Raw genomic sequence first — 15,210 nt, forward strand, 5'->3', positions numbered from 1 at the left:
AAGTAAATCATTTTACCCACTACATTTTAGTAAATATTTTACTAAAATCATTTCCCATAACGCACACTTACCATCGCCTTGAAGGGTTCCGACTTCGCTCCACAGGGAGGCATTATGAATCGCTGGGAAAACATTCAGCTGACCCACGAAAACAGACTGGCGCCACGCGCCTACTTTTTTTCTTATGACTCAATAGCCCAGGCTCGCACATTCGCCCGCGAAACCAGCAGCTATTTTTTGCCGCTAAGCGGTCAGTGGAACTTTCAGTTCTTCGACCACCCGCTTCAGGTGCCGGAAGCCTTTACCTCAGAGTATATGCGTGACTGGAGAACAATTACCGTTCCGGGGATGTGGCAAATGGAAGGCCACGGCAAGCTGCAATATACCGACGAGGGCTTCCCGTTTCCGATCGATGTGCCGTACGTCCCCAGCGATAACCCCACCGGCGCTTATCAACGCATTTTCACGCTGAGCGAAGGCTGGCAAGGAAAGCAAACGCTGATTAAATTCGACGGCGTCGAAACGTATTTCGAAGTTTATGTGAACGGCCATTATGTGGGATTCAGCAAAGGCAGCCGCCTGACGGCAGAGTTCGACATCAGCGCAGTCGCGAAGACGGGCGACAACCTGTTATGCGTCCGCGTGATGCAGTGGGCAGATTCCACCTATGTTGAAGACCAGGATATGTGGTGGTCGGCGGGCATCTTCCGCGACGTTTATCTGGTTGGTAAACACACCGTCCACATTCAGGACTTCACCGTTCGCACCGATTTTGACGACGATTATCGCAATGCCACCCTCTCCTGCCAGCTGGTTCTGGAAAATCTGACCGCCGACCCGGCAATCGCTTCTCTGGAGTATGCGCTGTTTGACGGTGAGGATGTTGTACATGCAGGCGCCATCAACGCACTGACCATTGACCAGCGCATCAGCACCGACTTTGCCGTTAGTGTTCACGCTCCGCACCAGTGGTCCTCTGAGTCGCCGTATCTCTACCACCTGGTGATGACCCTGAAAGACGCTAACGGCAATACTCTTGAAGTGGTGCCGCAACGCGTGGGCTTTCGCGATATTCAGGTTCGCGACGGGCTGTTTTACATCAACAACCGCTACGTGATGCTGCACGGCGTCAACCGCCACGATAACGATCATCTTAAAGGTCGGGCTGTCGGCATGGATCGCGTTGAAAAAGATCTGCGGTTAATGAAACAACACAACATCAACTCGGTACGAACCGCGCACTACCCTAACGATCCACGTTTCTACGAGCTCTGCGATATCTACGGCCTGTTTGTGATGGCGGAAACTGACGTCGAGTCACACGGATTCGCTAACATCGGCGATATCAGCCGCATCACCGACGACCCGGCGTGGGAAACGGTCTACGTCGAGCGCATCGTGCGCCATATCCATGCGCAGAAAAACCACCCTTCTATCATCATCTGGTCGCTGGGCAACGAATCCGGGTACGGCTGTAATATTCGCGCGATGTACCACGCCGCCAAAGCGCTGGATGACACGCGCCTGATTCACTACGAAGAAGACCGCGACGCCGAAGTGGTGGATATCATCTCCACCATGTATACCCGCGTGCCGCTGATGAACGAGTTTGGTGAGTACCCGCATCCGAAGCCGCGCATCATCTGCGAATACGCCCACGCGATGGGCAACGGCCCCGGCGGGCTAACCGAATATCAGAATGTCTTTTACCAGCACGACTGCATTCAGGGGCACTATGTCTGGGAATGGTGCGATCACGGTATCCAGGCGAAAGACGACGATGGCAACGTGTGGTACAAATTTGGCGGCGATTACGGCGACTACCCGAATAACTACAACTTCTGCCTTGATGGTCTGATTTACCCTGACCAGACGCCGGGCCCGGGTCTGAAGGAGTACAAGCAGGTCATTGCACCTGTAAAAATCCACGCGCAGGATCTGGAACGTGGCGAACTGAAAGTAGAAAACAAGCTGTGGTTCACCTCCCTTGACGACTATACCCTGCATATTGACGTTCGTGCCGAAGGGGAGACGCTCTCCACGCAGCAGATCAAACTGCGCGACGTCGCGCCGAATAGCGAGGCGTTACTGCACTGCACGTTGCCAGCGCTGGATGGGCGAGAAACGTTTCTTAACGTCACCGTGACCAAAGACTCCCCCACACTCTACAGCGACGCAGGGCATCATATCGCCGCCTGTCAGTTCCCGCTGAAGGCCAGAACGGCGCCTCCTGTACCGTTTAGCCAGCCAAACGCGCGCGCGTTGACGCTGGAAGACGATCGTCTGAGCTGCACCGTGCGCGGCTACAACTTCCATCTGACGTTCTCAAAACTGAACGGGAAGCCAACCGCCTGGAACGTTAATGGTGAAGCGCTGCTGACCCGCGCGCCAAAAATCAATTTCTTTAAGCCGACAATTGATAACCACAAGCAGGAGTTCGACGGGCTCTGGCAACCAAACCATCTGCACATCATGCAGGAGCATCTGCGGGCGTTTACCGTCGAGCAAACGGAAGATGCGGTGCTGATTACCAGCCACACCCTTATTGCTCCGCCGGTATTTGATTTCGGCATGCGCTGTACGTATCGCTGGCGCATTGCGATGGATGGTCAGGTAAACGTCGCGCTTTCCGGCGAACCCTACGGCGAATATCCGCACATTATTCCGTGTATTGGCTTCACGATGGGAATCAATGGCGCCTTCGATCAGGTTGCCTGGTATGGTCGCGGCCCGGGAGAAAACTATGCCGACAGTCAGCAGGCCAACATCATCGACATCTGGCGCTCCACCGTGGATGACATGTTTGAGAATTACCCGTTCCCGCAGAACAACGGTAATCGCCAGCATGTACGCTGGGCGACGCTAACCAACCGCCACGGCAACGGTCTGCTGGTGGTGCCGCAACGCTCCATCAACTTCAGCGCCTGGCATTACACGCCAGAAAACCTCTTTGCCGCGCAGCACTGCAATGAGTTACAGCGCTGCGACGACATCACCCTGAATCTGGATCATCAGTTGCTTGGGCTGGGTTCCAACTCCTGGGGAAGCGAAGTGCTCGATTCCTGGCGCGTCTGGTTCCGGTCATTCCGTTATGGCTTTACGTTGCTGCCGGTGTCCGGCGGCGAAGCGACCGCCCAGGCTATCGCCGGCCATGCCTTCGGCACGGACTTCTTTTCCACAAATTTGCATAGCGAGAATGAAAAATGAGGCTCCTCGATAACTTAGAACAGTTCCGGCAGGTCTACGCCTCTGGTCGAAAATGGCAGCGCTGCATTGAAGCGATTGAAAATATCGACAACATTCAGCCCGGCGTCGCTCACTCCATCGGGGATTCTCTGACGTATCGCGTGGAAACCGACTCTGCCGCCGATGCGCTGTTTACCGGGCATCGCCGTTACGTTGAAGTGCATTACTACCTGCAAGGGCGACAAAAAATTGAATATGCCGCCAAAGATACGTTGCAGGTCGTTGAATATTATCGCGATGAAACCGATCGCGAATATCTGAAAGGTTGCGGAAACACCGTAGAGGTTCACGAAGGACAGATGGTGATTTGCGACAACCATGAAGCCTACCGTTTTATCTGTAATCACGCTGTAAAAAAAGTCGTACTCAAAGTGACCATTGAAGATGGTTATTTTCATAACAAATAAAAATAACGGGCGGCACCTGTGATGTGCCGCTGACTACCCTACAAAAATCAGGAATCGGAGATGTGTTATGTCTGATACCAAACGTAATACAATCGGCAAGTTCGGCTTACTCTCGCTTACCTTTGCCGCCGTTTACAGTTTTAATAACGTTATCAATAATAATATTGAGCTGGGGCTGGCATCGGCGCCGATGTTTTTCCTGGCAACGATTTTCTACTTTATCCCCTTCTGTTTAATTATTGCAGAATTCGTTTCATTAAATAAAAACTCTGAAGCTGGCGTTTATGCTTGGGTAAAAAGCTCCCTCGGCGGACGCTGGGCATTTATTACCGCCTACACCTATTGGTTCGTTAATTTGTTCTTTTTCACCTCGCTGCTCCCGCGCGTAATTGCCTATGCCTCTTATGCGTTCCTGGGCTACGAATATATTCTGACGCCGGTCGCAACAACCGTATTGAGTATGGTGCTGTTCGCCTTCTCAACCTGGGTTTCCACCAACGGGGCGAAAATGCTGGGGCCAATCACCTCCGTCACCTCCACGCTGATGCTCCTGTTGACGCTTTCCTATATTTTACTGGCCGGTACGGCGCTGGTGGGCGGCGTTCAGCCTGCCGATCCGATCACCGTGGAGGCGATGATCCCGAACGTTAACTGGGCGTTCCTCGGTATTACGACCTGGATCTTTATGGCCGCAGGCGGCGCGGAATCCGTTGCGGTGTATGTTAACGACGTAAAAGGCGGATCAAAATCATTTGTAAAAGTGATCATCCTGGCCGGGATTTTCATCGGCGTGCTTTATTCTATCTCGTCGGTACTGATCAACGTATTCGTGAGCAGTAAAGAGCTGAAATTTACCGGCGGTTCAGTACAGGTCTTCCACGGTCTGGCAGCCTGGTTTGGTCTGCCCGAACTGTTGATAAACCGCTTTGTCGGTCTGGTTTCTTTTACTGCGATGTTCGGCTCTCTGCTGATGTGGACTGCAACGCCGGTTAAAATTTTCTTCTCCGAAATTCCCGCAGGGATTTTTGGCAAAAAAACCGTCGAACTGAATGAAAACGGCGTCCCCGCTCGCGCCGCCTGGATTCAGTTCCTGATTGTCATTCCGTTGATGATTATCCCGATGCTCGGCTCGAATACCGTTCAGGAATTAATGAACACCATCATTAATATGACCGCAGCGGCCTCCATGCTGCCTCCACTGTTTATTATGCTGGCCTACCTGAATCTGCGGGCAAAACTGGAGCACTTACCGCGAGACTTCCGTATGGGATCGCAAAGAACCGGTATTATCGTCGTGTCGATGTTAATTGTTATATTTACCATCGGATTTATTGCCTCCACTTTCCCAACCGGCGGCAATATTATGACCATTGTTTTCTATAACGTGGGCGGTATTGTTATTTTCCTCGGATTCGCCTGGTGGAAATACAGCCGATACATTAAAGGACTCACAAAAGAAGAACAGGATATTGAAGCCGCACCCGCATCAAACATTAATTAACAGATTTATTTTATAACTATAAGAACCATTTTCACATTGGCTATAACAATAAAAAATATTTATTTTGGCTTAGGACAGAAGCATGAAAATGATGAAAAATATTCGCAGGGCAATGATTGCCCTGCCCTTCCTCTGTGTTTTTCCCCTGGCTGCGGAAGACGTTCATCCGGCAGAACATGACGACACAAAAACGCCAGCCGTCACCTCTCCCTCCTTTCGTTTTTACGGCGAGATGGGGCTGGGGGGATATATGGATTTAGAGGGACAGGATAAACATAAATACAGTGACGGCACTTATATTGAAGGCGGCCTGGAGATGAAATACGGCTCATGGTTTGGCCTGATTTACGGCGAAGGTTGGACGGTGCAGGCCGACCATCAGGGTAACGCCTGGGTTCCCGATCATAGCTGGGGCGGGTTCGAAGGCGGTATCAACCGTTTTTATGGCGGTTATCGTACTGATGACGGCACGGAACTGATGCTGAGCCTGCGTCAGGATTCCTCGCTGGATGACCTGCAATGGTGGGGCGATTTTACGCCGGATCTGGGCTACGTCATCCCCAATACCCGTGACATCATGACCGCGATTAAGGTGCAGAATCTGAGCGGCGCCTTCCGTTATAGCGTCACCGCCACGCCAGCCGGGCATCACGATGAGGGGAAAGCCTGGCTCCATTTCGGCAAATACGATCGCTATGACGATAAATACACCTATCCGGCGATGATCAACGGTTATATCCAGTACGATCTTGTCGAAGGCGTCACCTGGATGAACGGCCTGGAAGTTACCGACGGCACCGGGCAACTGTTTCTGACCGGCGTTCTCTCTCCCAACCTGGCCGCCCGCGCCTGGCACCACACTGGTCGCGCCGACGGTCTGGACGTGCCGGGCAGCGAAACCGGCTTTATGGTCAGCGCCATGTACGAAGCGCTAAAAGGCGTTTATCTCTCTACCGCCTACAGCTATGCCAGGCACCGGCCAGACCATGCCGCAGACGAAACCACCTCTTTTATGCAGTTTGGCGTCTGGTACGAATACGGCGGCGGACGTTTCGCCACCGCCTTCGACAGCCGGTTCTATATGCAAAACGCATCTGGCGATCCCAGCGACCAGATTTTCCTGATGCAATATTTCTACTGGTAATAAGGACATGAACACCATGAAAATCACGACGACCCTGACGCCGCTGACCTGCGCTTTACTGATAAGCCTCTCCGCACATGCCGCCACTGCGGACGATTATAAAAATGTCATTAACCGCACCGGCGCGCCGGGCTATATGCATGATTACGATTACGATGATCACCAGCGTTTTAATCCGTTTTTCGATCTCGGCGCGTGGCTCGGATACCTGCTGCCAGACAGCAAGGCCACGATGGGCGGCTTTCCCGGCGTCGCACTGCTGACGGAAGAGTACATCAACTTTATGGCCACCCATTTTGACCGTCTGTCGGTGTATCAAAACGGCCAACAGGTTGACTTTGCGCTTGAGGCTTACAGCATTCCCGGCGCGCTGATCCAAAAATTATCCTCAAAGGACGTGCAGGTTGAGATGACGCTGCGCTTCGCCAGTTCGCGCACGGCCCTGCTGGAAACGAAAATCACCAGCAAGACGCCGCTGGATCTGGTGTGGGACGGCGAGTTACTGGAAAAACTGGAAGCGAAAGAGGGAAAAGCGATCTCCGATAAAACCATTGATGGAGAATACCCGGGCTATCAGCGAAAAATCATCGCCACCCGTGATGGTCTGAAAGTCACCTTCGGCAAAGTGCGTTCCACCTGGGATCTGCTCACTTCCGGCGAATCTGAATATCAGATACATAAATCCCTGCCAACAGACACGAAGGTCGACGGCCACCGCTTTACCAGCAAGGCGCACATCAACGGTTCCACCACGTTTTATACTACCTGGTCGCATCTGCTCACCGCGCAGGAAGTGGATAACGAGCAGGCGCAGATCCGCGACATTCTGGCTCGCCCGACTGACTATCTCAACGCATCACAAAAACGCTGGGAGGGCTATCTGCAAAAAGGCTTAACCAACCCGGACGCCACGCCAGAACAGACGCGGGTTGCGGTTAAAGCCATTGAAACGCTGAACGGCAACTGGCGCTCGCCAGGCGGCGCGATCAAACACCATACCGTGACGCCATCGGTCACTGGCCGCTGGTTTTCCGGTAATCAGACCTGGCCGTGGGACACCTGGAAGCAGGCCTTTGCGATGGCGCATTTCAACCCGGAAATCGCCAAAGAGAATATTCGCGCCGTCTTCTCCTGGCAGATTCAACCCGACGATCCGCTTCGCCCACAGGATGCGGGCTTCGTTCCCGACCTGATCGCCTGGAATCTCAGCCCGGAACGCGGCGGCGATGGCGGCAACTGGAACGAGCGCAACACCAAACCAAGCCTCGCGGCATGGTCAGTGATGGAGGTCTACAACGTCACCAAAGACAAAGCCTGGCTTGAAGAGATGTACCCGAAACTGGTGGCATACCATGACTGGTGGCTGCGTAACCGCGATCACAACGGCAATGGCGTCCCGGAATATGGCGCAACCCGCGACAAAGCCCACAATACCGACACCGGCGAAATGCTGTTTACGGTAAAACAGGGCGACAAGGAAGAGACGTTATCCGGGCTGAGAAACTATGCCCGCATCATCAGCGAAGGCCAGTACGACAGCCTGGAAATTCCGGCGCAGGTCGCCGCCTCCTGGGAGTCCGGGCGTGATGACGCCGCAGTGTTCGGTTTTATTGATAAAGCGCAGTTGGATAAATATGTCGCAAACGGCGGCAAACGCAGCGACTGGACGGTGAAATTTGCGGAAAACCGTCGCCAGGACGGCATGCTGCTGGGCTATTCGCTGCGACAGGAGTCAGTCGATCAGGCGAGCTACATGTACAGCGACAACCACTATCTGGCGGAAATGGCGACCCTCCTCAATAAGCCGAACGAGGCGCAGCACTATCGCCAGTTGGCGCAGAAGCTCGCGGATTACATCAACACCTGCATGTTCGATCCGACAACACACTTCTTCTATGATCTGCGGATTGAAGAAAAGCCGCTGGCAAACGGCTGTGCGGGGAAACCGATCGTTGAGCGTGGCAAGGGGCCGGAAGGCTGGTCGCCGTTGTTTAACGGCGCTGCGATGCAGGCTCACGCCGATGCGGTTGTGAAGGTGATGCTTGACCCGAAAGAGTTCAACACTTTCGTACCGCTCGGCACCGCCGCGCTGACCAATCCGGCGTTCGGCGCGGATATTTACTGGCGTGGACGCGTGTGGGTGGATCAGTTCTGGTTCGGATTAAAAGGCATGGCGCGTTACGGCTATCGTGATGATGCGCTGAAGCTGGCGGATACTTTCTTCAGGCATGCGAAAGGACTGACCGCCGACGGGCCGATTCAGGAAAACTACAACCCGTTGACCGGCGCACAGCAGGGCGCGCCGAACTTCTCCTGGAGCGCCGCGCACCTGTATATGCTGTATAACGACTTCTTCAGGAAACTGTAATCCGAAATGCAATGCCGGATGGCGCTACGCTTATCCGGCCTACAGGAATCCGATCCGTAGGCCGGATAAGACGCGCCAGCGTCGCCATCCGGCAAATTCGTTCTCTGCCCCCGCTCCTTTTTTGAATCCCATCACAATCATCGCATTCCCCTTTTCCCTTTTACGCCGCGACGGCTAAATTATTAACTCATCCGACCACATAACAATAATTTTACATACTGGACACACTTATGAGCTATCCGTCGCTTTTCGCCCCGCTCGATCTGGGCTTTACCCGGCTTAAAAACCGTGTGCTAATGGGTTCGATGCATACCGGGCTGGAGGAATACCCCGATGGCGCCGAACGGCTGGCGGCTTTCTACGCCGAACGTGCGCGGCATGGCGTCGCGCTGATCGTCACCGGGGGGATTGCCCCCGCACTGTCCGGGGTGGGAATGGAAGGCGGCGCTACATTAAATGATGCCAGTCAGCTGCCGCACCACCGCGTGATCACGGACGCCGTTCATGAGGAAGGCGGGAAAATTGCGTTGCAGATCCTGCATACCGGACGCTATAGCTATCAGCCGCATCTGGTCGCCCCTTCGGCGATCCAGGCGCCCATCAACCGTTTTACGCCGCACGAACTCACGCACGATGAAATCCTGCAACTGATTGACGATTTCGCCCACTGCGCCCAGCTGGCGCGGGAAGCGGGTTACGACGGCGTCGAGGTGATGGGTTCGGAAGGCTATCTGATCAATGAATTTCTTACCGTGCGCACGAACCAGCGCGACGATGAATGGGGCGGCGATTACGCCAGGCGTATGCGCTTCGCGGTGGAAGTGGTACGGGCGGTACGCCAGCGCGTGGGCAGCGATTTTATCATTATCTACCGCCTGTCGATGCTCGACCTGGTGGAAAACGGCGGGACGTTCGACGAAACCGTACAGCTGGCGCAGGCCATTGAAGCGGCTGGCGCGACGCTCATCAACACCGGTATTGGCTGGCACGAAGCGCGTATCCCGACGATCGCCACGCCGGTTCCGCGCGGCGCCTTTAGCTGGGTAACGCGCAAACTGAAAGGCCACGTCACCGTTCCGCTGGTCACGACCAACCGGATCAACGATCCGCAAGTAGCAGACGATATTCTGGCGCGCGGCGATGCGGATATGGTGTCGATGGCGCGCCCGTTCCTGGCGGATGCCGAGCTGCTGTCGAAAGCGCAATCAGGGCGGGCGGATGAGATCAACACCTGTATCGGCTGCAACCAGGCCTGTCTGGATCAGATCTTCGTGGGTAAAGTCACCTCTTGCCTGGTGAATCCACGCGCCTGTCACGAAACCAAAATGCCGATAGTTCCGGCTGAACATAAGAAAAGCCTGGCCGTCGTCGGCGCAGGCCCGGCGGGTCTCGCATTTGCCATTAACGCGGCAGCGCGCGGGCACGACGTTACGCTGTTTGATGCCCTGGCCGAGATCGGCGGGCAGTTCAACATCGCTAAACAGATCCCCGGCAAAGAAGAATTTTATGAAACGCTGCGCTATTACCGTCGGATGATCGAAGTGACCGGCGTGACGCTGAAGCTCAACCGGTTTGTCACCGCAGACGATCTGCAACCGTTTGATGAAGCGATCCTCGCTTGCGGGATCGAGCCGCGTAAACCGTCGATCGAGGGCATCGATCACCCGAAAGTGCTGACCTATCTTGAGGTGCTGCGCGATAAAACTCCCGTCGGGAAACGTGTCGCGATTATCGGCTGCGGCGGGATTGGTTTTGATACCGCGATGTACCTCAGCCAGCCAGGCGATCCCAGCAGCCTGAGCATTGCCGAGTTCTGCGTGGAATGGGGGATCGACACCAGCCTGCAACAGCCCGGCGGGTTACGCCCGGAAGGGCCGCATCTGTCTCGCAGCCCACGTCAGATTGTGATGCTACAGCGTAAAGCCAGTAAACCCGGTCAGGGGCTGGGAAAAACCACCGGCTGGGTCCATCGCGCAACGCTGTTGTCCCGCGGCGTAAAAATGATCCCGGCGGTCAGTTATCAGAAGATCGACGATGACGGATTGCACGTATTGATCAACGGCGAACCGCAGCTTCTGAACGTCGATCATGTCGTGATCTGCGCGGGGCAGGAGCCACGGCGCGAACTGGCGGAGCCGCTGCGCGCGTCAGGGAAAACGGTACACCTGATTGGCGGATGCGACGTGGCGATGGAGCTGGATGCGCGGCGGGCAATTGCGCAGGGAACAAAATTAGCGCTGGCGATTTAAGGGCATTGCCTGATGGCGCTACGCTTATCAGGCCTACGGGGTAGCACGTTGTAGGCCGGATAAGGCGTTAGCCGTCATCCGGCACACGCTATTAGCGGCGGCGACCGGTTTTGACCGCTTTCAACACCACGAATTTGTTATTGGTGGCGATGGTGGTGCAGTTACCGAAAATCTTCTTCAGCTTGTGGAAATAATCCAGGTGACGGTTCGCCACAATGTACAGCTCGCCGTTGATCTTCAGGCAACGGCGCGCATGGTGGAACATCTCCCAGGCAACGTTATCCGTCAGCGCATGTTTCTGATGGAACGGCGGGTTGCACAGCACGGCGTTAAAGCGGAAAGGTTCCACGCCGGACAAGGCGTTGTTAATCATAAACTCGCAGCGATCCAACGCTTCCGGCATATTGGTTTCCACATTCAAACGGCTGGACGCGACCGCCATCGGCGATTCATCGACAAACACGACGCTCGCCTGAGGGTTCTTCGCCAGTAGCGTCAGGCCAATCACGCCATTACCGCAGCCGAGATCGACGATCTCCCCTTCCAGATTTTCCGGTAAATGCTGCATAAAGAAGCGCGCGCCGATATCCAGGCCGGTACGCGAGAAAACGTTCGCATGATTGTGGATAGTCCAGTCGGTGCCGTCCAGTTTCCAGCTCAGCGTCTGCGGCGCATCCGCCAGTTCAGGCTTACTAAAGGTACAGTTGATCAGGCGCGCCTTTTTCCAGGCCAGCGTCGTGGTCGTGGGGCCGAGCACTTTTTCGAACAGTTCCAGCGTGGAGGTATGAATGTCACGCGCCTTTGCTCCCGCAATAATACGGGTCTGCGGAGTCACGACCTGGCGCAACGCGCGCAACTGTTGCTCCAGCAGCGCCAGCGTTTTCGGCACCTTAATCAACACGACGCCCGGCGCCGGCGGGTACGCGGCAGTGCTGTCGAGAAACTTCACGCTGGATTCGGCGATATCGTTGTGGCGTAAATTTTCGCGCGTCGCCAGCTCGCTTAAATACGAGTCGCCGATGCTGTATGGTGTATGCTCAGCCAGCGCGCAGCTTAATGCGCCAAAGGCATCATTCAGGATCAGCAGCGGGCCGCTGATTTCCGTGTCGTCTAACTGTTGCAGCAGATATTCATCCGCCGCTTCCCACGCCTGAAGCGGGTTAACGTCATCCGTTTCCGGGAAACGTTTCAGTGTCAGTGAACGGAAACCGTTGTCTACGTGGCTCATCGGCCCTCCTGAATGGTAAAATTTCGCTGTTATCCCTGAAAGGGTGCGTGAGTATACTCTTTTTTTAGATTTAATTTGGGGCTTTGATGGGTCAACTTACTTATCTCCACGGCTACCCGGAGAATTTACTGTCTCAGGTACGCACGCTCATTGCTGAACAGCGTCTGGGCGCAGTGCTGGAAAAACGCTACCCGGGAACGCATGATTTTGCGACCGATAAAGCGCTCTGGCAGTATACCCAGGATCTGAAAAGCCAGTTTCTGCGTAACGCCCCGCCGATCAACAAAGTGATGTATGACAACAAGATCCATGTGCTGAAAAATGCGCTGGGGCTGCATACCGCCGTTTCACGCGTACAGGGTGGCAAGCTGAAGGCGAAAGCCGAGATCCGCGTCGCTACCGTGTTTCGCAATGCGCCGGAACCTTTTCTGCGAATGATCGTGGTTCACGAACTGGCGCATCTGAAAGAGAAAGAGCACAACAAAGCGTTTTATCAACTGTGCTGTCATATGGAGCCGCAGTACCACCAGCTTGAGTTTGATACCCGCCTGTGGTTAACGCATCTTTCGTTAAAGCAATCTGAGCAGTAGCGCACTGGCTTTGTCATAAAGGCATGCTAAATTGACGAAAGAATCCCTTTATGGAGCCTGAAGGCGTTTATGATACGTTTCGCTGTTATTGGCACAAACTGGATCACCCGCCAGTTTGTCGATGCCGCCCATGAAACCGGCAAATATAAGTTAACCGCAGTCTATTCCCGTCGCCTCGAACAGGCGCAAACCTTCGCCAATGATTATCCCGTCGAGCATTTATTCACTTCGCTTGAAGCAATGGCGCAAAGCGACGCCATTGATGCGGTGTATATCGCCAGCCCGAACTCGCTGCATTTCCCCCAGACTCAGCTCTTTTTAAGCCACAAAAAGCATGTGATCTGCGAGAAGCCGCTGGCCTCGAATCTGGCCGAAGTCGACGCCGCCATCGCGTGCGCGCGTGAAAATCAGGTCGTCCTGTTCGAAGCCTTTAAAACCGCCAGCCTGCCTAATTTCCAGTTGCTACAGCAGTCGCTGCCGAAAGCAGGAAGAATGCGCAAAGCCCTTATCAACTACTGCCAGTATTCTTCGCGCTACCAGCGCTATCTGGACGGCGAAAACCCCAATACCTTTAATCCGGCCTTCTCGAATGGCTCCATTATGGATATCGGTTTTTACTGTCTGGCGTCAGCGGTTGCGCTCTGGGGAGAACCGCAAAACGTTCAGGCGTCCGCCAGTCTGCTGGAAAGCGGTGTCGATGCGCATGGCGTGGCGGTACTGGATTACGGCGACTTCAGCGTCACCCTACAGCATTCCAAAGTGAGTGATTCCGTACTGCCCAGCGAAATCCAGGGCGAAGCCGGTTCTCTGGTCATCGAGAAAATTTCGGAATGTCAGAAAGTGTGCTTCATTCCGCGCGGCGGAAAAACGCAGGATTTATCCGTTCCTCAGCATATCAATACGATGCTGTATGAGGCGGAACGCTTTGCACACCTGGTCGAGACCAACGAGGTGAACCATCCCGAGCTGACCGTCAGCCGTATCACGGCCAAACTGCTCACGGAGATTCGTCGGCAGACGGGCGTCGTCTTCCCCGCTGATGACGCCACAGCGTAAAACAATGTAAAACAGATGTAACAGGCCATTGACTGATCGTATGGCCTGTCATATTTTGTTACGTGCAAAGGGGAGTAACTTCATTGTCGGTCGATCGTCATTACGATGTGTGAAAAACCACATCCGGTCGCCGGGCAATAAGAAAGTGATGTGCCTTCATGTCTTTGATTGATGACGAAGCCGATTCGCCATCACCCGTGGAGTGAGTACATATCACTTTCTTGTTGTAAGTGAGACCTTGCCGGAAGGCGAGGTCTATGCATATAAAAAGCAGCGGCTGACGTCTTTCGACGTTGGCCGCTTTTTTTATGTGTAAGGAAATTCTATGAATACTGTCGGCACACCGTTGTTATGGGGCGGATTCGCTGTCGTTGTGGTGATTATGCTGGCTATCGACCTTCTGTTGCAGGGGCGTCGTGGCGTACATACGATGTCCATGAAGCAGGCGGCGGCCTGGTCTCTGGTCTGGGTGACACTTTCATTGCTGTTCAACGCCGCCTTCTGGTGGTATCTGGCGGAGACCCAGGGTCGGGCGGTGGCCGATCCGCAGGCGCTGGCGTTTCTCACCGGTTATCTGATCGAAAAATCGCTGGCCGTTGATAACGTCTTTGTCTGGCTGATGCTGTTCAGCTACTTCTCTGTTCCGCCTGCCCTGCAACGCCGGGTTCTGGTGTATGGCGTACTTGGCGCCATTGTTCTGCGTACGATTATGATTTTCGCCGGTAGCTGGCTGATCGCCCAGTTCGACTGGATACTGTACCTGTTCGGCGCTTTCCTGCTGTTTACGGGCGTGAAGATGGCGCTGGTGAAAGAGGACGAATCCGGCATCGGCGACAAACCGCTGGTTCGCTGGCTGCGTAGCCACCTTCGCATGACCGACACCATCGAAAACGAGCATTTCTTTGTGCGTAAGAATGGCTTGCTGTTCGTGACACCGCTGATGCTGGTCCTGATTCTGGTGGAACTGAGCGATGTGATTTTCGCCGTCGATAGCATTCCGGCCATCTTTGCCGTGACGACCGACCCGTTCATCGTCCTGACCTCCAACCTGTTTGCGATCCTGGGTCTGCGCGCCATGTACTTCCTGCTGGCAGGGGTAGCGGAGCGTTTCTCGATGCTCAAATATGGTCTGGCCGTCATTCTGGTCTTTATCGGTATTAAGATGCTGATCGTCGATTTCTACCATATTCCGATCGCCATCTCGCTGGGCGTGGTGTTCAGTATTCTGGTGATCACGCTGATTGTTAACGCGTGGGTAAATCGCCAGAACGATAAAAAGCAGCAGCTACAGTAAGATCCTGCCCGGTAGCGCTATGTCTGCCGGGCTTACAAAAACCACGGTCGTGGGTTGAGTACACGCAGCACTACCCGATAACATGTAAATGTTTAGTTAAAAAATATGACGTAGTACGTAAATTCCA

Annotated in this window: 10 protein-coding genes; 9 read left to right on the forward strand and 1 reads right to left on the reverse strand. The window is 54.3% G+C overall.

Annotated elements, in window-relative coordinates:
- Positions 1-114 precede the first annotated feature (114 nt).
- The 6 genes from ebgA to OGX75_RS13110 all read left to right on the forward strand — a co-directional run bounded on the left by ebgA (position 115) and on the right by OGX75_RS13110 (position 10,915).
- Positions 115-3,207, forward strand: a complete 3,093-nt coding sequence (gene ebgA / locus OGX75_RS13085) for a beta-galactosidase subunit alpha (protein ID WP_286451104.1) — start codon at positions 115-117, stop codon at positions 3,205-3,207.
- A complete protein-coding gene (locus OGX75_RS13090) occupies positions 3,204-3,653 on the forward strand; it encodes a beta-galactosidase subunit beta (RefSeq protein WP_049009427.1) in 450 nt (149 codons plus the stop codon). Before ebgA ends, OGX75_RS13090 begins: the two co-directional genes overlap by 4 nt.
- A 67-nt stretch (positions 3,654-3,720) precedes the next feature.
- A complete protein-coding gene (locus OGX75_RS13095; protein ID WP_049009425.1) occupies positions 3,721-5,154 on the forward strand; it encodes an amino acid permease in 1,434 nt (477 codons plus the stop codon).
- A gap of 88 nt (positions 5,155-5,242) precedes the next feature.
- Positions 5,243-6,298 (forward strand): protein YgjJ, encoded by a 1,056-nt coding sequence (ygjJ, locus tag OGX75_RS13100; protein ID WP_407056836.1) that lies wholly within the window; start codon positions 5,243-5,245, stop codon positions 6,296-6,298.
- Between the two features lie 16 nt (positions 6,299-6,314).
- Positions 6,315-8,666: an alpha-glucosidase gene (gene ygjK, locus OGX75_RS13105; RefSeq protein ID WP_286451103.1), complete on the forward strand. Its 2,352-nt coding sequence runs from the start codon at positions 6,315-6,317 to the stop codon at positions 8,664-8,666.
- Between the two features lie 230 nt (positions 8,667-8,896).
- Positions 8,897-10,915, forward strand: a complete 2,019-nt coding sequence (locus OGX75_RS13110; protein WP_286449081.1) for an NADPH-dependent 2,4-dienoyl-CoA reductase — start codon at positions 8,897-8,899, stop codon at positions 10,913-10,915.
- A 91-nt stretch (positions 10,916-11,006) separates the two neighbouring features.
- Here the strand turns inward: OGX75_RS13110 and rlmG are convergent, their stop codons facing one another.
- Positions 11,007-12,143 carry a 23S rRNA (guanine(1835)-N(2))-methyltransferase RlmG gene (gene rlmG / locus OGX75_RS13115; protein ID WP_012135225.1) on the reverse strand — a complete coding sequence of 379 codons (1,137 nt, stop codon included), beginning with the start codon at positions 12,141-12,143 and terminating at the stop codon, positions 11,007-11,009.
- A gap of 86 nt (positions 12,144-12,229) precedes the next feature.
- On the opposite strand from rlmG, the gene OGX75_RS13120 reads away from it, so the two are divergent.
- From OGX75_RS13120 to OGX75_RS13130, 3 genes are all read left to right on the forward strand, one after another.
- Positions 12,230-12,733: a M48 metallopeptidase family protein gene (locus OGX75_RS13120; RefSeq protein WP_012135226.1), complete on the forward strand. Its 504-nt coding sequence runs from the start codon at positions 12,230-12,232 to the stop codon at positions 12,731-12,733.
- 69 nt (positions 12,734-12,802) lie between these two features.
- Positions 12,803-13,789 (forward strand): Gfo/Idh/MocA family protein, encoded by a 987-nt coding sequence (locus OGX75_RS13125; RefSeq protein WP_012135227.1) that lies wholly within the window; start codon positions 12,803-12,805, stop codon positions 13,787-13,789.
- Positions 13,790-14,114: 325 nt separating this feature from the next.
- Positions 14,115-15,083: a TerC family protein gene (locus OGX75_RS13130; protein WP_012135228.1), complete on the forward strand. Its 969-nt coding sequence runs from the start codon at positions 14,115-14,117 to the stop codon at positions 15,081-15,083.
- The last annotated feature ends 127 nt before the right edge of the window (positions 15,084-15,210 follow it).

This window comes from Citrobacter sp. CK199 (assembly GCF_030333285.1).
GTDB classification, from domain to species: Bacteria; Pseudomonadota; Gammaproteobacteria; order Enterobacterales; family Enterobacteriaceae; genus Citrobacter_B; species Citrobacter_B koseri.

What these genes read in the sequence shown, in the direction of transcription:
- OGX75_RS13110 (WP_286449081.1), top strand. Translation starts at nt 8,897, where the DNA reads ATGAGCTATCCGTCGCTTTTCGCCCCGCTCGATCTGGGCTTTACCCGG.
- ebgA (WP_286451104.1), top strand. Translation starts at nt 115, where the DNA reads ATGAATCGCTGGGAAAACATTCAGCTGACCCACGAAAACAGACTGGCG.
- ygjK (WP_286451103.1), top strand. Translation starts at nt 6,315, where the DNA reads ATGAAAATCACGACGACCCTGACGCCGCTGACCTGCGCTTTACTGATA.
- rlmG (WP_012135225.1), bottom strand. Translation starts at nt 12,143, where the DNA reads ATGAGCCACGTAGACAACGGTTTCCGTTCACTGACACTGAAACGTTTC.
- OGX75_RS13125 (WP_012135227.1), top strand. Translation starts at nt 12,803, where the DNA reads ATGATACGTTTCGCTGTTATTGGCACAAACTGGATCACCCGCCAGTTT.
- ygjJ (WP_407056836.1), top strand. Translation starts at nt 5,243, where the DNA reads ATGATGAAAAATATTCGCAGGGCAATGATTGCCCTGCCCTTCCTCTGT.
- OGX75_RS13090 (WP_049009427.1), top strand. Translation starts at nt 3,204, where the DNA reads ATGAGGCTCCTCGATAACTTAGAACAGTTCCGGCAGGTCTACGCCTCT.
- OGX75_RS13130 (WP_012135228.1), top strand. Translation starts at nt 14,115, where the DNA reads ATGAATACTGTCGGCACACCGTTGTTATGGGGCGGATTCGCTGTCGTT.
- OGX75_RS13095 (WP_049009425.1), top strand. Translation starts at nt 3,721, where the DNA reads ATGTCTGATACCAAACGTAATACAATCGGCAAGTTCGGCTTACTCTCG.
- OGX75_RS13120 (WP_012135226.1), top strand. Translation starts at nt 12,230, where the DNA reads ATGGGTCAACTTACTTATCTCCACGGCTACCCGGAGAATTTACTGTCT.